The organism is Rivularia sp. PCC 7116 (assembly GCF_000316665.1).
Classification (GTDB): domain Bacteria; phylum Cyanobacteriota; class Cyanobacteriia; order Cyanobacteriales; family Nostocaceae; genus Rivularia.
Window position 1 is genome coordinate 7,474,925 of sequence record NC_019678.1, and the last position, 20,234, is coordinate 7,495,158.

Annotated in this window: 18 protein-coding genes; 9 read left to right on the forward strand and 9 right to left on the reverse strand. The window is 37.8% G+C overall.

The window, feature by feature from the left end; all coding sequences use genetic code 11:
* Nucleotides 1–8: 8 nt before the first annotated feature.
* On the reverse strand, nt 9–1,607 hold the full coding sequence (locus tag RIV7116_RS36645; protein WP_015121835.1) for a CAP domain-containing protein: 1,599 nt from the start codon (nt 1,605–1,607) through the stop codon (nt 9–11).
* 945 nt (nt 1,608–2,552) lie between these two features.
* On the opposite strand from RIV7116_RS36645, the gene rfbD reads away from it, so the two are divergent.
* The 3 genes from rfbD to RIV7116_RS28710 all read left to right on the forward strand — a co-directional run bounded on the left by rfbD (nt 2,553) and on the right by RIV7116_RS28710 (nt 5,750).
* Nucleotides 2,553–3,437 carry a dTDP-4-dehydrorhamnose reductase gene (gene rfbD / locus RIV7116_RS28700; protein ID WP_015121836.1) on the forward strand — a complete coding sequence of 295 codons (885 nt, stop codon included), beginning with the start codon at nt 2,553–2,555 and terminating at the stop codon, nt 3,435–3,437.
* 77 nt (nt 3,438–3,514) lie between these two features.
* Nucleotides 3,515–4,591 carry a glucose-1-phosphate thymidylyltransferase gene (locus tag RIV7116_RS28705; RefSeq protein WP_015121837.1) on the forward strand — a complete coding sequence of 359 codons (1,077 nt, stop codon included), beginning with the start codon at nt 3,515–3,517 and terminating at the stop codon, nt 4,589–4,591.
* 268 nt (nt 4,592–4,859) lie between these two features.
* Nucleotides 4,860–5,750: a glycosyltransferase family 2 protein gene (locus tag RIV7116_RS28710; RefSeq protein WP_015121838.1), complete on the forward strand. Its 891-nt coding sequence runs from the start codon at nt 4,860–4,862 to the stop codon at nt 5,748–5,750.
* Between the two features lie 104 nt (nt 5,751–5,854).
* Here RIV7116_RS28710 and pyk read toward each other — a convergent pair whose 3' ends face one another.
* The gene (gene pyk / locus RIV7116_RS28715; protein ID WP_015121839.1) at nt 5,855–7,624 is read right to left on the reverse strand and encodes a pyruvate kinase; all 1,770 of its coding nucleotides are present in this window, start codon (nt 7,622–7,624) and stop codon (nt 5,855–5,857) included.
* Between the two features lie 329 nt (nt 7,625–7,953).
* Between pyk and crtR the strand changes: the two genes are divergently transcribed.
* Nucleotides 7,954–8,844 carry a beta-carotene hydroxylase gene (crtR, locus tag RIV7116_RS28720; protein WP_015121840.1) on the forward strand — a complete coding sequence of 297 codons (891 nt, stop codon included), beginning with the start codon at nt 7,954–7,956 and terminating at the stop codon, nt 8,842–8,844.
* Between the two features lie 158 nt (nt 8,845–9,002).
* Here crtR and RIV7116_RS28725 read toward each other — a convergent pair whose 3' ends face one another.
* The 4 genes from RIV7116_RS28725 to RIV7116_RS35345 all read right to left on the reverse strand — a co-directional run bounded on the left by RIV7116_RS28725 (nt 9,003) and on the right by RIV7116_RS35345 (nt 11,373).
* Nucleotides 9,003–9,287 carry a hypothetical protein gene (locus RIV7116_RS28725; protein ID WP_015121841.1) on the reverse strand — a complete coding sequence of 95 codons (285 nt, stop codon included), beginning with the start codon at nt 9,285–9,287 and terminating at the stop codon, nt 9,003–9,005.
* Between the two features lie 37 nt (nt 9,288–9,324).
* Nucleotides 9,325–9,726: a chorismate mutase gene (gene aroH, locus RIV7116_RS28730; RefSeq protein ID WP_015121842.1), complete on the reverse strand. Its 402-nt coding sequence runs from the start codon at nt 9,724–9,726 to the stop codon at nt 9,325–9,327.
* 150 nt (nt 9,727–9,876) lie between these two features.
* Nucleotides 9,877–10,698: a signal peptide peptidase SppA gene (gene sppA, locus RIV7116_RS28735; protein WP_015121843.1), complete on the reverse strand. Its 822-nt coding sequence runs from the start codon at nt 10,696–10,698 to the stop codon at nt 9,877–9,879.
* A gap of 378 nt (nt 10,699–11,076) precedes the next feature.
* Nucleotides 11,077–11,373 (reverse strand): hypothetical protein, encoded by a 297-nt coding sequence (locus tag RIV7116_RS35345; protein ID WP_083894159.1) that lies wholly within the window; start codon nt 11,371–11,373, stop codon nt 11,077–11,079.
* Nucleotides 11,374–12,046: 673 nt separating this feature from the next.
* On the opposite strand from RIV7116_RS35345, the gene RIV7116_RS28745 reads away from it, so the two are divergent.
* The 4 genes from RIV7116_RS28745 (at nt 12,047) to plsY (ending at nt 15,856) form a co-directional block, all read left to right on the forward strand.
* Nucleotides 12,047–12,844: an MlaE family lipid ABC transporter permease subunit gene (locus RIV7116_RS28745; protein WP_015121845.1), complete on the forward strand. Its 798-nt coding sequence runs from the start codon at nt 12,047–12,049 to the stop codon at nt 12,842–12,844.
* 106 nt (nt 12,845–12,950) lie between these two features.
* Nucleotides 12,951–13,349 (forward strand): DUF3119 family protein, encoded by a 399-nt coding sequence (locus RIV7116_RS28750; protein WP_015121846.1) that lies wholly within the window; start codon nt 12,951–12,953, stop codon nt 13,347–13,349.
* A gap of 369 nt (nt 13,350–13,718) precedes the next feature.
* On the forward strand, nt 13,719–14,972 hold the full coding sequence (locus RIV7116_RS28755) for a DUF3086 domain-containing protein (RefSeq protein WP_015121848.1): 1,254 nt from the start codon (nt 13,719–13,721) through the stop codon (nt 14,970–14,972).
* A gap of 185 nt (nt 14,973–15,157) precedes the next feature.
* Nucleotides 15,158–15,856, forward strand: coding sequence for a glycerol-3-phosphate 1-O-acyltransferase PlsY (gene plsY / locus RIV7116_RS28760; RefSeq protein ID WP_015121849.1), 699 nt, complete (start codon nt 15,158–15,160; stop codon nt 15,854–15,856).
* Between the two features lie 235 nt (nt 15,857–16,091).
* On the opposite strand, the gene RIV7116_RS28765 is transcribed toward plsY, so the two are convergent.
* On the reverse strand, nt 16,092–16,943 hold the full coding sequence (locus RIV7116_RS28765) for an FkbM family methyltransferase (protein ID WP_015121850.1): 852 nt from the start codon (nt 16,941–16,943) through the stop codon (nt 16,092–16,094).
* A gap of 33 nt (nt 16,944–16,976) precedes the next feature.
* Nucleotides 16,977–17,687, reverse strand: a complete 711-nt coding sequence (locus tag RIV7116_RS28770; protein ID WP_015121851.1) for a methyltransferase domain-containing protein — start codon at nt 17,685–17,687, stop codon at nt 16,977–16,979.
* A gap of 391 nt (nt 17,688–18,078) precedes the next feature.
* Here RIV7116_RS28770 and RIV7116_RS28775 point away from each other — a divergent pair, with 391 nt between their 5' ends.
* Nucleotides 18,079–18,987 carry a hypothetical protein gene (locus tag RIV7116_RS28775; protein WP_015121852.1) on the forward strand — a complete coding sequence of 303 codons (909 nt, stop codon included), beginning with the start codon at nt 18,079–18,081 and terminating at the stop codon, nt 18,985–18,987.
* Nucleotides 18,988–19,085: 98 nt separating this feature from the next.
* On the opposite strand, the gene RIV7116_RS28780 is transcribed toward RIV7116_RS28775, so the two are convergent.
* Nucleotides 19,086–20,039: an NAD(P)-dependent oxidoreductase gene (locus tag RIV7116_RS28780; protein WP_015121853.1), complete on the reverse strand. Its 954-nt coding sequence runs from the start codon at nt 20,037–20,039 to the stop codon at nt 19,086–19,088.
* Between the last annotated feature and the right edge of the window lie 195 nt (nt 20,040–20,234).

Consider the following 20,234-nt stretch of genomic DNA (forward strand, 5'->3'; position numbering starts at 1 on the left):
TACTAGTTTCAGGTTGAAACTATAGCACCGAAATCCTGCGTCCAATAATTGTTGTAATTGATTGTACCCGTATCATTTGCTAAGTTATAATATCCAACTCCGATTTCCTCATAGCTCGGATTGAGAATATTTTCGCGATGCCCGGGGCTATTCATCCATCCGCTCACAACTTCTTCGGCACTGATGTAACCTGCGGCGATATTTTGCCCTACATAAGAAGACTGATAACCTGCCGATTTAGTGCGATCGCTAACTTGCGTACCGTCAGAACCTGTATGGCTGAAGAAATCATTCACAGCCATATCCTGACTGTGTAACTGTGCAGATTCTGATAAGTCGGTATTTAAAGTTAAAGGCTGCAAACCATATTGGCTACGGTAAGAATTTGTTAATGCAACAACTTCATCAATCAAAGGATTGCTCGGTGGAGAAACCGGTGTAGGCTCTGGTGCCAGAGGTTGTGCAGTTGCTGGAATTGGTGAAGACTCATTCAAAACTAAAGTCTCGGATTCAGTATCTATGGGAATTACAGACAGACTCAAATTGTAATTGGTATCTTCTGCTTCTATAACCTCAAAGACTCTAACGTAGTAAGAACCTTCTTCTAGATTATTAACGTTTAAGGATTCGCCGATATTGCCGCTATTAACTCCACGAGCAATAATTTCGCCACTGCTATCAAGTAACTCAACATCTAGATCGGAACTATTACCGTTGATTGCAAGCTCCAGATTGCTATTAGGATTACTCAAATTCAAATTATAAAAGTCTTCACCGTCAGAGCTTCCTATCGAGTCTCTAAAAATGATTTCGCCAGAGTCCAAAGCTATTGCACGAGAAGTATTTAGGCTGTTTCCTGCATAGTCACCTTCAATAAATTCACTCGCAGCTAGTCCATCACCTAAACCTTGAGTGATGAAGTGTTCGTAGCCCTCGCTATAACTCAAACCTTGAAGTTCGGAATTATTGTTTAGATAGTATTCAACATCAAATCCAGGGGCTGAGGCTCTTCCTTCATTCAAGCCATTAATCGCAAAATGCTCCAAAAGCTGCTTGTTATCTAACGAGCTAGCTGCTAAATCGGTATGAGCATTTTTATAAAATTGTGCGTCAAAAGCCGGTGAGAAGGAATTGCCATTGTTCAAACCTTCGATTACCAAATTATCAAATGCTTGTTTATAGCTATTACCAAAATTTTGAGCAACTTCAGGATTATCCGCTAAATAATATTCAATGTTGACAAATGGTGAAAACGAATCTCCTTCTGCTATACCCCGATTTTTTAAATCTTCAAATAGTTGTTCGTAACCCAGATTGCTTAAATTACTGTTGCTTTGGCGGTAAAAATTCAAGTCAACAAGTGCTGAAAAACTTCGCCCTTGACTGATACCGTCATTCGATAGATGTTCGTAGGCTTGCCTATTATTTAATTGAGCTAAGTCGCTATTACTAGCACGATAAAAATCTAAATCAACTATCGATGAAAATTGCAGACCATTTTCTAAACCATAATTTTTAAAATGTGACCATGCTTGGCTATCAGTCAACCCACTCAAATCTAAATTAGCAGAGCGGTAAAAATCAGCATCAAATAAATTTACAGGCATAGGTTAGATTGGGAACAACACAAAAAAACATTGCAAACGTTTGCTTTTCGTCAGCGTTCCTATACCACGTGGCTAAAAATTACAAAACCAAATGTTTTATAATTTTAAGAAAAAATTAACGATTCATCTAAGTAGGAATTATAGCAACATTAACACACCATATTTTGTCTTCTGCTATAAGTAGTATTTCTAGGGGAGCGGGTTATTTTTTTGAAAAACAACCTATTCTCAAGCCATTCACAGTATTAATATATTATTGAATGTAAATAAATACTAAACAAAATTGCTCATAAATATAAGTATTTTTAAACATTAGTTATTTTTTTTTCGTAGAATTTTGATTAATGGTATGTAGGCTTATTTTTGTATCAATCGATATATTTTTTGGCAAAAATATTTATTAATACCTAAATACTTTACCCAAAGATTTATCATGTTGTCGCAGTTGTTTTACTATAAGTAATTTTTATTAGCATAATTAAAAAAATAGCGATTAAATGTTTTATTTCCTATACTATATATAAGTTGGTTTTATAAATCAACTAGAGACTGAATATATGTAGTCTATTTTTACAAAACAGATACTTATTATTATTTCTAAAGTAGATGTACTGCAGTGCAGAATAAATTTCAGGTAGTATTACGATTACGTGTATGTGAAAATTCTGCCAAAATCATTATTTTAAACATATATTAAAGTAATATTTTCATCAAAATAGATGATAAAACAGTAATATCACTGAAATCAATCTGCCCATAAAAGATTAAAAATACTAATGCTATATCTAGTTTAATTCGATGAATTATTTAGCTTTCCGCTTTTAAACTTGAAAAGCGATCGGTTCTTGATTAATGATTTTTCTACATAAAAAAGTTTATTGGCTAGTTAGTAGAGTTATAAATGTAGAAAGTCTTTCATCATCTAGATGAATCATTGTCAATATAATGAGTAAATCAATTTTGCTAATTGGCTGTAACGGTCAAATAGGTACCCAATTACAAAAGACTCTTCAACCTTACGGCAATGTAATAGCTGTAGCTCGTCGGGAGGCAGAACTTACTCAACCCCAAACCTTTGAAAAACTAATCGAGCAAAATCAGCCGCAAATCATTATTAACGCTGCTGCCTATACTGCTGTAGATAAAGCCGAAAGCGAACCCGAGTTAGCAAACACAATTAACGCTATAGCTCCTCAACTTATGGCTCAACAAGCTCAGCAATCGGGGGCTTTACTGATTCATCTTTCTACCGATTATGTTTTTGATGGTAAAAATAATTGTCCTTATCAGGAAGATGATGCTACCAACCCTTTAAGCATTTACGGTAAAACTAAATTACTAGCAGAACAAGCTATTCGTTCAACTTGTAGCGACTACTTAATTTTGCGAACAGCTTGGGTGTATGGCTGTGGAGGTAAAAGCAACTTTGTCAAAACTATGCTGCGGTTGGGGGCACAAAAGTCAGAACTTAAAATAGTTTGCGATCAAATAGGTAGTCCTACCTGGGCAAAAGATATTGCCGAAGCTATAACCGCACTAATTTCCAAAAATCAACTAGAAAATGGCATTTATCACTATACCAGCAGCGGCGTAGCTAGTTGGTATGACTTTGCTGTTGCCATTTTTGAAGAAGCAAAAACTCTAGGCTTTCCTTTAAAAGTAGAGCGGGTTATCCCTATTGCTACCTCAGAATATCCAACCCCCGCCACACGCCCTAACTACTCAGTTCTTAACTGTGCCAAAATCTCAGCCCTTATGGAATCCCATCCGCCTCATTGGCGACAAAGCCTGAGAAAAATGCTTCAAGAATTCCAGCAGCTAAATCGGTAATTAATCGAAAAATTGAAATACAGATAATCGGCTTTTGCTGATGCGACTAGCAATCCCCAACCCTATCCCCAAAATATATGAAAGCACTAATTCTTTCTGGTGGTAAAGGTACGCGATTACGCCCCCTTACCTACACTGGAGCAAAACAACTGGTACCTGTAGCAAACAAACCAATTTTGTGGTACGGCATTGAAGAAATGGTAACAGCCGGTATAACTGATATCGGTATTGTCGTTTCTCCTGAAACTGGAGAAGAAGTCAAAGCCAAAACCGGGAATGGAGAAAAATTCGGGGCCACCATAACCTACATTTTACAAGAGCAGCCCGCAGGACTAGCTCATGCCGTTAAAGTAGCTCGACCTTTTTTAGAAAATTCACCTTTTGTAATGTACTTGGGTGATAATTTAATTCAGCAAGGTGACTTGAGTTACTTTCTGAAAAAATTTCAGCAGCAACATCATGATGCGCTGATATTGTTGCGTACTGTTGATAATCCCAGTGCATTTGGAGTCGCTAAAGTTGACGAAAACGGTACAGTTTTAGAATTAATCGAAAAGCCAAAAGTTCCACCTTCAAATTTAGCTTTGGTAGGAGTATATTTCTTTTCAAAGATTATTCACGAAGCCATTGCTTGCATTAAACCATCTGCAAGAAATGAATTGGAAATTACTGATGCTATTCAATATTTAATCAGTCAAAACAAGCAAGTATCAGCTTGTAGACTTGAGGGATGGTGGTTGGATACGGGGAAAAAAGATGATTTATTAGAAGCAAATCGCTTAATTCTTGATACTAGCTTGCAAACATTAATTTATGGCGAAGTTGATGCTCGCAGCCAAGTCATCGGTAGAGTTAAAATTGGCAATGGTTCTAAAGTGATTAATTGCACAATCCGCGGTCCAGTAGTGATTGGAGAAAATTGTCATTTAGAAAATTGTTTTATCGGTCCCTATAGTAGTATTGCCGATAAATCAACTTTAGTAGATACAGAATTAGAACATAGTGTAGTTTTAGAAGGCGCAAAAATATCGGGAATTCAGCAACGAATTATAGATAGTTTAATTGGGCAAAGAGCGCAAGTTACACTGGAACCTCGTCGTCCAAAAGCCTTACGATTTATGATTGGCGACGATTGTCAAATTGAACTTACTTAATTTTTTTTTACTGAAAAACTGTATTTTTTACGACTAAAGTAATTTATTTTTCATGATATTTATTTGTATGACAGTTTAAATAGCGTCTGATAAATTTACAAATTAACAATAAATCGGTATTAATAAAATATATTTGAACAAATGGGTTAGTACGAACTAGCCTGTTATTGCATAGCTGAAAAAATAGTCAAACCTTGAAGTCGTTATCTAACTAATTAGAAAACTTTTTGTTTTCTATCAAATTTAGATAGGTTTGCCCGATTCTTCAGTGATTTATTTCTTAATAGTTAATTATTACTCTACGAGTCTTGTTACTAAGCTGATAAGTTCTATTCCAGCAAGCATAGATGCTGAATATAAAATAGTTATAGTTAACAACTCTCCGGAAGACTATTCTATAGAAGAACTTAGCAGTAAATCAGTCCATATTTTGAATAGTCGAGATAATTTAGGATTTGGTTGTGCTTGTAATTTTGGACTTCAGTGGATTTACAATATAGACAGTAATGCTACCGTTTGGATAATTAATCCAGATGCTTATTTCGATACAATTTCTTTAGAAAGGGTAAAGTATTTTTTCTATTCGCATCCAGAAGTTTCTATTCTCGGCACTATAATTCATACGCCTTCCGAAAAGATTTGGTTTGCAGGCGGTAGCTTTTTATCTAAAAGCGGCTCAATATCAACACCAGATTTACTCACAGATACAAATGTCGATTATGTGATTTGCGATTGGGTTTCTGGCTGTAGTTTAATTATTAATCTGAAGAATTTTTCTGATTGTCCGCAATTTGACGATGCTTACTTTCTCTATTACGAAGATTTTGATTTTTGTAGGCGGTATGCCAATCAAGGATATTTAATTGCTGTAACTAAAGATTTTGGCGTTCTTCATCAGCCTTCATCAATCACAAACAGATATATTTTCAAAAAAACAAAGCATAGTACCTACAGTTATTTACTAACTCTTGAAAAATATACCAATAATTTAATTTTTATTATTAGATTACTTAGACTTTTGATTAACGCTCTGGTGTTAACTTTTTTCCGACCTAAAGTAGCGTATGGTAAATTCGCTGGACTGTTAATGTATGGTCGGCAAGCGATTAAGAAGAATAAGACGATTCATGGTGCTGATGAATCTAGTAATCCGGTGTAAATATTGAAAAAACTTGTTAGTTGTTAGTTGTTAGTTGTTAGTTGTTAGTTGTAAAATTCCTAACTCCTAACTCCTAACTTTTAACAACTATCAATTAGCTATATTTAAGCAGTTCCCACTGCTCCGGAGTAAACTACACCCCGCTGTATATCCATAGTTAAAATAGCTCCATCCCTAATCGCTTGAGTTGCATTTTTAACACCTACAATTACAGGAACTCCTAAACGTAAGCCAATTACAGCGGCATGAGAAGTAAGACTTTCTTCCTCAGTAATGATGCCACTGGATTTACGAATTGCTTCGACAAAATCTGCATTTGTACGCGGCGCTACCAAAATCTCTCCAGGATTGAAATTATTTAATTCCATACCACTCGAAGCGACTCGCGCGCGTCCCGTCACAGAACCTTGTCCCAATCCTACACCTTGACCAAGTACCGCAGTTACTATTTCAACTTTAACCAAGTCAGTAGAACCAGAAACTCCTTGAAGAGTCCCCGCACTCATCACAACTAAATCACCTTCGTGCAATAAGTTTTTTTCTTGAGCGACATTAATAGCCGCTTGAAAAGTTTGACCGGTTGAAGGTAGTTCTAAAACTAATAATGGTTTAACTCCCCATACCAATTGCAGTTGTCTGGCTACGTTTACATGGGGTGTAACCGCCAGAATTGGAGTACGAGGACGGAATTTAGAAACATTCCGAGCTGTTGCGCCACTTTGAGTAAGTGTCATAATTGCAGCAGCTTTAAGTTGCTTAGAAATTTGACCTACTGCTTGAGAAATAGCATTAGGAATCGAACGTCTTGGATCTGGCAGCTGATTGGTATTTTTACTTTGAGCATCTTCTTTCTCAATGCGTTCGGCAATCCTAGCCATAGTTGCGACTGCTTCCACCGGGTATTTACCCACAGCAGTTTCGTTAGAAAGCATTACGGCATCCGTACCATCTAGTATTGCGTTAGCTACGTCCGATACCTCTGCTCGCGTCGGACGAGGATTGCTAACCATACTGTCTAGCATTTGGGTAGCGGTAATAATCGGAATACCCAAACGGTTTGCAGTCGCAATTAGACGTTTTTGCAGCACGGGAACATCTTCTGCTGGAAGTTCCACACCCAAGTCCCCTCTCGCTACCATCACGCCATCACATAAAGCCAGAACCGCTTCCATTTGTTCAATGGCTTCGTGCTTCTCTATTTTGGCAATTACTGGTACTTGTTTTCCTGCGTTGGAAATCAATTCCTTAATTTCCATAACATCTTGGGGATTGCGAACAAAAGAAAGTGCAACCCAATCTACACCTTGGTCTAAACCAAAAACTAAATCCTCGCGGTCTTTATCAGTTAATGCCTTAATTGACAAATAAACACCAGGAAAATTCACACCTTTATTATTAGACAGCTTGCCTTCAACCGTTACAATGCAATGCAAATCACCTTTTTCTTTGTTTACCTCCACAACCTGCATTTCTACTCGTCCATCATCAAGAAGAATATTCGCACCAACGGGTACTTCTTGTGCTAAACGCTCGTAGGTAATGCAGCTAATTTCCTGAGTACCAACGACTTGACGATTGGTCAAAGTGAAACGGTCGCCTTTAGCAACAACTATCGACCCGTTTTCAAACTTACCCAAACGAATTTTTGGACCCTGCAAATCTTGCAGAATCGCCACTGGCTTGTTTAATTCAAATGCTGTCTGCCGAATCGACCTGATATTACGCTGATGGTCGGCATGAGTTCCGTGAGAGAAATTAAGCCGCAGCGTTGTTGCACCTGCTTCAATGAGAGCCTTAAGGACTTCAGGGCTGCTGGTAGCAGGTCCAATCGTAGCAACAATTTTTGTCCGGCGTATTGAATCTCTTAGTTCCATAGGGGGCTGCTGTATAGCGCTTCTAGCTAGGGAATAATCGTAGATGAAACTGAAACTTTTGTCTGTGGCTAGAAACGCATTCCAAATAAATTAATTTCTTAAGCATTAAAAATTTTATATTAATACCTACCCACCTTGAAATTTTTATTACTTATAAATCTTCACTGCTGGCTGATGACTGGTAACTAGTAACTGGTAACTGGTAACTGGTAACTGTTGACTGATGTACGATAAATGTAAAAATGTAAATAAATGTTGGTACACAAAACTTTATTATTCGTCAGTCTGTGTCGTATACTCGCAAATATTTGGAAAATAAGGAGTTGACAATGCTGATGTCGGAGGCACAATCGCCACTGACACTTCCCCCCAAGGAACTTTTGTCCCCACCCGGTGGTTTCAATCCGACTCTGCTAATGTTTTTAGCGGCTATTGGAATTGTAATTATATCTGTACTTGGTTATTGGGTTTGGCAATGGCCGCAATGGATATGCTTTTGTATGAATATCCTTGCTTTGCATATCTCTGGTACGGTAATTCACGATGCTTGCCACCAGTCTGCTCATAGCAATCGGACAATTAACGCTCTGATGGGACATGTTAGTGCCTTGATGCTTGTTTTCGCATTTCCAGTATTTACGCGAGTGCATTTACAACATCATGGAAATGTAAACGATCCAGAAAAAGATCCAGACCATTACGTTTCTACAGGTGGTCCTTTATGGTTGATTGCGGTTCGCTTTTTCTACCATGAGATATTTTTCTTCAAACGTCGTTTATGGCGCAACAATGAACTTTTTGAATGGCTGATAAGTCGCCTTATAGTCATAGCTATTGTTATTGTTTCGATCAAATTCAATTTTCTAAGCTACATTCTTAATTTTTGGTTTGTACCCTCGGGTATCGTTGGTTTGGCATTAGGCTTATTTTTCGACTATTTGCCCCATCGTCCATTTGTAGAACGCAATCGCTGGAAAAATGCTAGAGTTTACGCCAGTCCGATTCTGAATATCTTAATTTTGGGTCAGAATTATCATTTGATTCATCATTTATGGCCTTCTATCGCTTGGTACAACTATCAACCTACATACCGGTTGATGAAGCCCCTTTTGGATGAAAAAGAATGCCACCAATCATTAGGCTTGCTCAAGAAAAAAGATTTTCTTGAATTCATGTATGACCTAGTTTTAGGAATTCGTTTTCACCCGAAGAAAGAATAGGTAGTGGGTAATGGGTAATGGGTAATGGGTAATGGAAGATAAAGAGGTAGGGTAGGAGAGGAAAAAGAAAAGCTAAAAATTTGAATTATTTAGTTCTCAATTCTCCATGCCCCATGCCCCATGCCCATGCCCCATGCCCCATGCCCAATTACCAATTACTAAATGTCACTAGATATACTTAAAGCCTGTATAATTTCAGTATGAGCGGTGAATTGCAATCTGTTTAGAGATTCGGTGAAAAATACAAAACCTTTGTAGGCTGTTGCATATTTATAAATCTTGGTGAAAAACCCTTCCGCTGTTTCAACTACGAGCGGTTCTTCACTTTTTGAGACAATTATCATAAAATCTTCCGATTTTATCCGAACTCCGGTACCTTTATCGGTGAAAACTCTTCCAGCCATAGCTGTAGATTGAGTTGTGTCATAACTGTCAAACTTCATAGTTTTTTAAGTATTTTCACATAGAATTGCGTTTATTCTACACTTTTGATTCTATTGTTGACTGTGATGCTTGTAACGGCTGGGGTGAATTCCAGTCAGGACGAAGTTTAGACGCGTTACGTAAATAAATATGGCTTATGCTAGTAGAAGATTTCATATAAGCATGGATTAAAATCCGGATGCACTTTTCTAAGCTTCCCCGAACGTACATTTGCTGTACGTCTATCATTGGCACATTATTCCAATGGGGACGATGACGAGCTACCGCTGCGGGGAAAATAGCATCTAAATCGGGTGTAACCGAAAAGGTGACGCTAATCATATCTGTTGGGTGCAGTTGATTGCGTTCTTCAAGTTCGTCGAGTATTTCCATTACCGCTTCTTGCATCGCTTCAACTGTATTCTCTGAAACAGTTGTCGCTCCCCGAATTGCCTGCATTCGCCCTTTCTCCACGTAAAAATCCTCCTAAATTTAATATTGGTCATTAGTCATTATTCACCAGCTTTGGGTAAAGGACAATTGACCAACATACAAATCACTGTTTTTTGGCTTTGCGTTACTTCATAGCTCCAGTTGTGGGAATAATTTTTACGGGCGATACAGCCATAGGGGTAAACCACTGGTCGATAATTCAAATTCCACCCAATCAATTTGAGATGCAAGACCGCGAGTTTTAAGTTTGTTACCAGGTAAAATTTTGCTATACCAGGGTTTGGGTTCTTCGAGGGTATAAACCTCAGTTTTTTCTGGATCTAGATTTACCAACTCGGCAGCCCAGCGACGAGCATCTTCTTCTGTTCCGAGCTTGTCTACCACTCCTAATTCTAAAGCTTGCTCTCCGGTGAAAATTCTACCGTCAGCGAAGGTTTTGACTTTTTCCGGTGTTAAATTACGTCCCTCTGCCACTGTTTGCACAAATTGTTGATAACTTGTATCGATCAATTCTTGCAGAATGGTTTGTTCGCTCTCAGTCAGTTCTCTATCAAAAGACAAAATATCTTTATAGGGACCGGATTTTATTACCTTAAAAGAAACACCAATTTTATCTAATAGGCGTTGCAAATTGTTTCCGCGCAAAATTACGCCGATACTTCCTGTAATCGTTCCGGGATTAGCCATAATATGTTCCGCTCCCATGCCGATATAAACACCCCCAGAAGCAGATATATTGCCAAAACTAGCAATAATCTTCATCTTTTCGCGCAAACGCTTTAGGGCGCTGTAGATTTCTTGAGAATCTCCTACCGTACCACCAGGGCTGTCAATTCTTAATAGTAGAGCTGGAAATTTCTTCTCTTCTACAGTTTTTAGGGCTTCCAGAACTCTTTTGCGAGTGCTACCTGCTATTGCCCCAGTCACTTCTATTTTGGCAATTTGCTTGCGAAACTTTGATTTAAAAGGCCAAACCATGAGCAGTATCGAACCATTAGATTACTTATATTGATTTAAAACATTAACTTTAATTTACAAATGCGTAAAGCATCCACTGTTAAAAAAACCAAGCAGATGCAAAAACGTTAGCTAATCTTAATAAATTTTTATGTATGTAAATATATTTTAGTTTTCTCAAAAAAGTTTGTTGCTCTCATATAATTTTGCGACCAAAGAAACTTTTATCATTAAGCTTCTAGTATTGTAAAACTGATTTGTGACAATTCATCATGATTTAGTTCTTGAACGTAATGAATAGACGTGTAATTTTTCATCAACTTGAAAATTACACTGTTCCAAATTTGAGATCGGCTCCAATAAGTTTCATAACCTCTCTCACAATATACAATGTGTTGCTTAAGAATCTAACCGTAAGATTTGACATCGGTAGTATACATAAGTGTCAAAAAGCGCCCCGACGAAGCTACAGGTTAAGCAAATCACAAATAACCCTTCCATTGGCATACCGTTACCAAAAGTAGCTAGGAATTGAGATATTTGAGTCGCGATTATTGTAGTCAGACCTTCTAAGCCCGGAAGCAAGCTTGCAAGGGACAAAATTAGCAATCCCGCACCGAAAAATAATATTGGAGCAAAGAAACTAAAAATAATCGACAGAAGTAGAGAGCGAAGAAAGTTTGTAAACAAGGTCATAGGAAGAAGTTCCATGATGATGATTAACAACAGCTGGTATCCGTCACTTTCTACAATAAGCGCAATTGCCTTATAGCAGACCGCATTTAAAGAATCTTAAGTTTTAATTAAAATATGTTCATAGAATTTTCGGCAAAGATTTTTTATTTAAAATCGTATTAATTTCAGAAAAATTACAATATATTAGTACTTACAGCCATACTACATCATCCTTGTAGTTCATAAATTCAGTTAATAACTGTTTCTATTTATGAGAGTATTTTTTTACTTAAGTTAATATCAAGCACTTGAATACGAAGCGCGCTCCTGCGACTTGTAAATTTTGTCACCTTTTTTTGTTAAGGCTTTTTGCGAAACCGGAAATATGTAGTTTTCATAGGTTTGCTTGTGGCGTTCAGCTATACTACCTCTATCCCCGCTAGTAGTCTGTCCCATAAAATTAACCTGTAGGGTAGGGATGCCTGAAAGGGAAAGAGGTAGTGAGAAAAGCTTTCTGGTTTCTACGATACATTCCTCTAATTCAATGAGAAAGACCATTAAGTACTAAAGTAATAAAAATTCTGGATCGACCTTATTCTGTAGGAGAGCAGTAGTAATCGTTCGCTGTTTTCACCTTTTATGGATATCTTTCGCTATTATGACGGCAATTACGGTAGTTAATTAAAAATTAATTGTGGGTCAAGCAACATCTAAATCCAGTTTGGGAGCATGGAGTCAGCGATTGTTGGCTGCGCTTTTTTTGATTGGACAAGTAATAATTCATTTATTCCAAGTAAAAATTCATCGGCGCAATACTTTAGAACAAATGGCTGCGGTGGGACCTGACTCACTATTTATTGCCTTAGTTACGGCTGTATTCGTAGGTGCGGTATTTACAATTCAGGTTGCACGAGAGTTTATTAATTTTGGTGCAGGAAACGCTGTAGGAGGAGTATTAGCTGTAGCTTTAACGCGAGAACTTTCTCCCGTACTCACGGCAGTTGTTCTAGCAGGACGAGTTGGTTCGGCTTTTGCTGCTGAGATTGGTACTATGCGGGTGACAGAGCAGATTGATGCTTTATTAATGTTAAAAACTGACCCCATAGACTATTTAGTTATTCCTCGGGTGCTGGCTTGCTGCTTAATGCTGCCGATTTTGACTTTATTGTCTTTAGTCACGGGTATGGCAGGAGGATTGGTAATTGCTACAAATTTTTATAATTTATCGGATGTTCAGTTTTTAGATTCGGCACGTAATTTTTTGGGAGTCTGGGATATTTTAAGCGCGATGATTAAAGCTCTTTGTTTCGGGCTTCTAGTCGCGGTTATTGGCTGTAACTGGGGATTAACCACCACTGGTGGAGCAAAAGGTGTAGGTCAATCCACCACAACAGCAGTAGTTACAGCTTTATTGATTATATTTATTGCTAATTTCTTTCTTTCTTGGTTGATGTTCCAAGGTACTGGAGGAGCTTTGCTGCAAGGTTTTTAGGTTATCTCAATCAAAGTTAGAAATTCGTTATTGATAAGAAGGCTACTGGTAACTGGTTGCTTCTAAAATAAGGATAATGTCTGTTTAGAAAAAGTTATTTTATATAGTGACTAGCTCATTAGCTTCCAAATCAACATCTACTGTAGAACTCAAACCTAGCTACAACATACCTGTAGTATTGATAGTTGGGTCGATTATATGTTTGACCATCGGACAACCAGTAGCTGGAGCAATTGTTGGATTGTTTGGCTTATTTCTTATGTACCAAGCAGTAACATTGCGTTTGCAGTTTACCGCCACCGATTTAGACCTTGTTAGAGGCGAGGATTTGCTGCGTCGTTTTCCTTACAGTGAGTGGCAAAATTGGCGTATCTTTTGGAATGTAATTCCTATTTTGTTTTACTTTAAAGAAATCAAAAGTATTCATTTTCTACCAATTTTGTTTGACCCTAAAACCCTCAAAGCTTGTTTGGAAGAACGCTGTCCAAGAGTTGATTCAGATTAGGGATTTAAAGTTAGGAGATTGGATTGAGGATTTAAGCATAAAAAATTAGGCGTTGCTCAATTGAAATATGAATTTATTATTACTATCTAAGGTTAGCCCCTTAAATCCCCTAAAGTTAGGGGACTTTAAATTTCATTTCTTCCCCAAAATTGGGGGTTGGGGCGCTATTCATACTTTTAATCAGCAACGCCTAAAATTAATTCCTCTTATTCTTGTCTCCTCAAATCTCCTGACTTCAGATACTCATCAATTAGTGTCTAAATTAGCTGGTAAAATGTAGAGTCAACACTTTATACTTGATACTCATATTGAAATTTGTAAAGATGGCGTGTTTTTCATCGCCCTATTTTTTAAGGACTTGGATTGATTATGAACCAAGACGACAATTATAAAGAAGAACAATTACAAGAAGAAAGTAATACAGTTGAGCAAACAGAGAATTCTTTGTCCCAGTCTTCGGTTGAACAATCGCGATCGCCAGTTCTTACAGTAGAAAATTCATCAAACTCAGTTTCCTTTCCTATGGCGAATTCAAGTGAAAACACTAATGCCGAAGGTTCAATACTAAACCCGGAATCAGTTGATAATTCTCCGGAATATAACCTCGCGGCTCAGAGAGTAGCACAGTTACAACGTACTGAAGAATCTTTAAAAGAAGAAATATCCAATTTACAAGCATCTTACAAAACTCTTCAGGCTGAAGTCGGTAATACTCAAAAAGCGCTTTCTAAAATGACCCAAGAAGCGCTGTCGGAATTAGAACAACGCAAACAAACTCTATTAATTTCGATTGAGCAACTCGAACGCCGTCAAGAACGTATTCGCAATGAAATGCGAACTACTTTCGCCGGAGCTTCTCAAGAATTAGCAATTAGGGTACAAGGTTTTAAGGATTATTTGACTGGCAGCCTACAAGATTTAGCTGCTGCTGCCGAACAGTTAGAATTAGTGCCACCAACAAAACTCGAACCTCCAAAAACTTCTGCTAGGGAAGTTGAGCCAGACGATGAATTCGATGATGAGTTTGACGATGAAGATGAATACGAAGAACGTGGAGGTTCCGATTTTGGTCGGGGGCAGTTTCAAGATACCACAAGAAAAATTCGCCAGTTAATAGACCAGTACCGTACCAAACCAGATTATTACGGGCCACCGTGGCAATTAAGACGCACCTTTGAACCAGTTCATGCCGAACGAGTTTCTAATTGGTTCTTTAAGCAAGCAGGAAGAGGTGCTTTGAGAACAATGGGTAGCAGGCTGCAAAATACACTGATTGCTTCAGCAATTATATCTGTATTGCATTCTTTATATGGCAATCGCGTTCGTACTTTGGTTTTAGCAAATTCGCCGGAACGTTTGGGAGAGTGGCGACGCGGCTTACAAGATTGCTTGGGAATTGGTCGTCCGGATTTCGGTCCCGATAGAGGTTTGGCGTTATTTGAAACACCATCGGCTGTTGCCCAAAAAGCAGAGCGTTTGGTAAAAGCCGGTTTGCAACCGCTTATCATTATCGATGATTCCGAAGAACAAATTAATGTCGGATTGTTGCAATTCCCCTTATGGTTGGCTTTTGCTCCCGACCCCAAGATGATGAGAGACTATTATGAGGATGAATTTTTCTAAATATTGTTAGTTGTTGGTTGTTAGTTGTTTTTCGCTGTGTAAACCACTTTATTACTAAGAGCATCTAGCTCGGTTATAATAGCAAGCTTTCCACCTTCGACTACTTTTAATTCCACTTGCCTATTTAGAAATACAATATCCACCAACAACTATCTACTAACTACTAACTACTAACTTCTTAAAATATGACTACTTGGTTAAGTTTGTGTGGAGCAATTTTAGTCGCAGCTTATGTTTTGGGTTCTATGCCCACGGGTTATACGCTCGTAAAGCTGTTAAAGGGAATTGATATTCGAGAAGTTGGTTCGGGTTCAACTGGTGCAACTAATGTCTTAAGAACTTTAGGTAAAGGTCCTGGTGCATTTGTTTTACTGATTGACAGCTTGAAAGGAGTCTTATCAATATTTCTAGCTTACTGGTTGTTTACCTTCTCATCCAATAATAATTTAATTCCGGCAACAGTTAATATCGAAATTTGGCAGCCCATTATGGTTACTTTGGTGGGTTTAGCAGCCATAATCGGACACAGTAAATCAATCTTTTTGGGATTCAAGGGTGGTAAATCCGTTGCTACTAGTTTAGGAATCTTGTTAGCCATGAATTGGCAAATTGGTTTATCAACACTTGGCATATTTCTCGTAGTTGTCGCGATTTCGCGGATTGTATCCCTAAGTTCCGTTTGTGGCGCGATCGCAGTTTCAATTTTGATGATTTTATTTGGGCAACCTTTACCTTATATATTGTTTGCTATGGTTGGTGGTTTGTATGTAGTTATCCGTCACCGCAGCAATATTGAACGGATATTAGCAGGTACCGAACCGAAATTAGGACAGAAAGCAACGGTGGAAGCAGAAGCCGAGCAGACTGTTGGTTCTGCTAGTTAAATTTTTGGATTGTGCGAAAAAATAAATAATCTATTTTCGCCATGAATAAAAGTTATGGAAACGTAGCGGTGCTGCGTCTCTAAATCTTGCTGTTATCGATAAAACATATGGCTTTCTGGAAATGGGCTACCAAGCTCTGTTATTTATGTGTAAGTTGAATAAAAAAGGAGAAACAAGATATTTTTTAATACCCTGCTCTCCCTAAAAAAGTAATTATTTATGATTTCAAAGCCTGTTATTTACGAATATACAGAAAACTTTGTCCGGAACGTTCTACTTCTTCAAAACCCTGAGTTCGCAGATTACGACGCAGCGCGTTCGCATTAGAAAGTCCCAACATATCTGGATGTACTTCAACTAAAAGTTTGCTAACGGTAGATAGGTTTGCAAAACTTAATAGTTTGCCTTCACTACCTTGGACATCCATAATCAAAACTGTGGGTTTAATACGCGCAATCTCGTCATTGAGGGGCTTAACGGCAACTTCATAAGGAACAGTTTTATCATCAGCTGGCTTGAATGCTGAGGAGCGCGAAAAATGTTCGGAAACATGAAAAGTGCAAGTATCATGTGTTTCATCAAGCATACACATATTGATTTCGGGTTTCACATCATTAAGCGCGTAGTTTTCCCGAATTAAAGATTCAAGTACGGGATTAGCTTCATAAGAATAAACTCTCTCGCCGCCAATTTTCAAAGCGCAGGCGATCGCCAACATGCCAATTCCACCGCCAAGTTCCATCACGATGTCGTCAGGTTCAAGCCGATGGATTAACAAACGACGTTCCTCGCGGGTATGTCTTCCATCAATCAGCTTCTTTACTTGAAACGGAGTCATTCTCGGATCGATCTTCATCCGGACACCGTTTACAGTTACCACAGTGCCATATGCTTCTGAAGAAACTGTTTGTTCTGCTGATGGTCGCTGTTGGCGATAACCAGTTTGTATTTTATTGTAAAGTCCGGGTGTGGTTTTTTCCCAAGCAGTCAGAAAATTCCACCAAACACGTTTAGCTTGCAGCTTCATGTGTCTTGCCATCAAAGCATTATCCCACCAGTAGGAACGTAACGTATTATAAATGCTCATAATTGCGAATATTTAAACTTAGAATCTCAAATCCTACTTAATTGCCAAGAAACCTTCAAAACACAAATGCTTAAACACCGTCATAATATCAACAAAGCCTGCACGTTTCATCAGGTCAATATTTCCTTGGGTAGAAAAGGGCTCGAGTACACCTTTTAAACTGCGACTTTTGTTAACAATTTCTTGCTCGGTAAATCCCTGCTGTAATTTGAAGTCAATATAGAGCGATGACATCATATCTTGAAAGCGAGCGTCGGGTGCTCTGACTTTTTCAAACAGAAGAAAACCACCTCCCCAGCTCAAACTATTGTAGATTTTATCGAATAGTAGCTGTCTAACTGCGGGTCGTACAAACTGGATAGTATAGTAAGCAATAATCAAATCGGCTGAATCGAACTCCGTTTGCAGAATATCAGCTTCGCGAATTTCAACTTTCGGATAATTCGAGGTTTTTTCCTTCGCAGCTTCAACCATTGCTGACTCAATTTCTATACCCACAATATGAACATCGCGATCGGTATTAGCTTCGGCTAACTTACGCGTAAGTTCTCCCGTCGAGCAGCCTAATTCGTAAACTGTTGAACTTTGTCTAAGGAAAAAGTCGGACAGCGCTACAACTATTTCATGACCTTGTTGATATTGCGGAACCGAACGACCTACGTGTTGGTCAAAAGTTTGCGGCACGCTACCACCAAAAGACCATCGCGCATTTACAACTGATATAGTATCACCAACATCAGGCATTTCTTTAGATAAAAAATATTATTATGACTACTATTTATTACGTTATTTTCTCTTCGTCATCTTGCTAGGGGAGGATTCAAAGCTAATAATTAGCTTATTAGATAGAGATGAAATATAAAGTTAGTTGAGATATAAAAAAACAACTAGTATTACATTTCATTAATTCTGAAGGGTGTACGGAAAACATAAAAAATTATTCTTCCCCCTCTACCCCTTCTACCCCCTCTCCCCCTCGTCATATTTAATGACAACGAATACTAGTTAAAGTATTTAAACTTCGTACTTGTATACTTTATTGCTGATGTGAAAACCTTACATTAAATTTCTGGTTTGCTATAACAGATTGGGAAATCAAACCTAATTATTGGCATAACCTTTAATCCAAATAACAATGAAACTCTCTGCTGTTGGCATTGCTTTATTAGCAACCTTATTTTTATATCAGGGTTGCTCATCTACTACGAAAACTGAAGATAAATCTGAGAATCAACAAGCTCGGGTGGAATCGTTACCAGAATCCAATCCGACAAATTCCAGTAAGCAAAAACCCGAAGAAAATAAACAAATATCGTCATCTGTATCTCAACCTGAAAAGAAATCTACAGCTACCCAAGGTAAATTAACTGTTCCTACGAAAATTACACCTAATAAACCCGTTCCCGTAAAAGTTCAGGTTCCAGCTTCTGTTGCAAAAGCTAATACAACTAACGCTTCCCAGCCAAAGCAAATGCACATGATTGTAGTGAGTAATGACTTAAGATTCTTTGATTTAGTTCAAGCTAACTATAAAACTAGTGAAAATATCGAAGTGAAGCCTAAATTTCCTGCTCCCGGAGAATATACAGTTTTTAGCGACTACAATCCCCTAGGTGAAAAAGAACAGGTTTCTATAGAAAGAATTTCTGTTCCTGGTGAAGTACCCTTTCCTACAGAATTAGAGAGCTTTAGCAAAACTAAAACATTTGCCGATACGAAAATAGATTTAAATTTATCTCAACCTAATATCAAAGCCGGTAAAAAAGTCACTTTAAAATTTGATTTGAAGCAAGCAAGCAATAACAAACCAATAAAAGACTTAAAACCGTATTTAGGTCAAAAAGCAAATCTAGTAGTCATTAAAAGTTCTTCTTCCCTAGGAGAAAATGACTACATTGATACTGAAACTATCCAGAAATCGCCAAACAACCAACTACACTTTACAACTAAATTTCCTCAACCGGGAAGCTACAAAATTTGGCTGCAATTCAATCGCAATGGAAAAGTTAAAACTGCTGATTTTTGGGTAACGGTTAACAGTTAACAGTGAACAGTGAGCAGTTACCAATAACCAGTTTTGTATTTTTAACTCTTAACCCCTAATTCCTAATTCCTAATTCCTAACTCATAACTCCTAACTTTTCATTTCTTCTTGACACCGCTTGTCTTTAAAACATCGCTCATTGTGTGGCAGTGATTTGGTAAATTGAAAGTTTTGGGATTAGTTATTTTTTCATAGCTAAAATGGCGATATTTCATACAGAATCTATCCCATGCAGCCATCTGAATATTGAAAGTCTTGATGATTACATCTGCTAGAGATGAAGATAAAGGAATTCTGAAATAAATCTTTGTATCCAAATATCTACAAATTTCTTCTATTGCTTGGTTTGCTGTAATTTTTTCTTGTCCTAAAACGTACTTTCTTGGCTCTTTCTCTTTAGGAGGATTATCAATCAGGTGCTTGACTACGGTAGCAATATCTTTGGCATGAATGAAGTGAAAGCTACCATCTGCTTTCAAAAAGCGAATCAAGTTAACATATTTTGTGACTTCAGGAATACCCGAAGTTATCTGAGATGATGGCTTATTTTCATCACCACCCACAACTAATGTAGGAAAAACTTTAGTAATTTTGGATTCGATAGCTAGTTTAGAAAATTTTCTTAAGCAATCGAATTTCGAGCGAATGTAATCTGTACCTAATTCTCCTGCTTCCTTCAGAGGTTGATTTTTACTGTCTAAAACGCTTGCTGTAGAGAAATATATCACCTGTTCGCATTTTTGGGCATCTAACAGGTTGAGTAATTCAATTGTCTTGGCTACATTAATGTCAAAAGTTCCCGTACCACCCCAAGCAGTTGCTGTTAACACAGCTACATCTATAGTTTCAAGTAATTCAGCTAAATCCCCTACTTTTTGCATATCTCCCTGCACAACATGGACACCAGGGCGTGCTGAGGTATCGATCTGCAATTTGTCTGGATTTCTTACTAACAAATACAGTTCGTGCTGGGTTTCTTGTATTAATGATTCGCTGATGTAATGACCTATACAGCCGCTTGCACCAGTAACTAAAATCCGCTTCTGGCTCATAGAATTATTCTAAGTTTTTGTTGTTAGATGATTGTAATTATTTTTAACTTTTATACTCACAACTAACAACTACAACCAGATACCAAAAGTGTCGGGATAAAAAAGATATGGCACAAGAGGGGACAAGGGGACAACGAGAAAATAAAAAGTTAGGAGTTAACAGTTAGAATTTTTTATTCTACCTCCTCTTTCCCC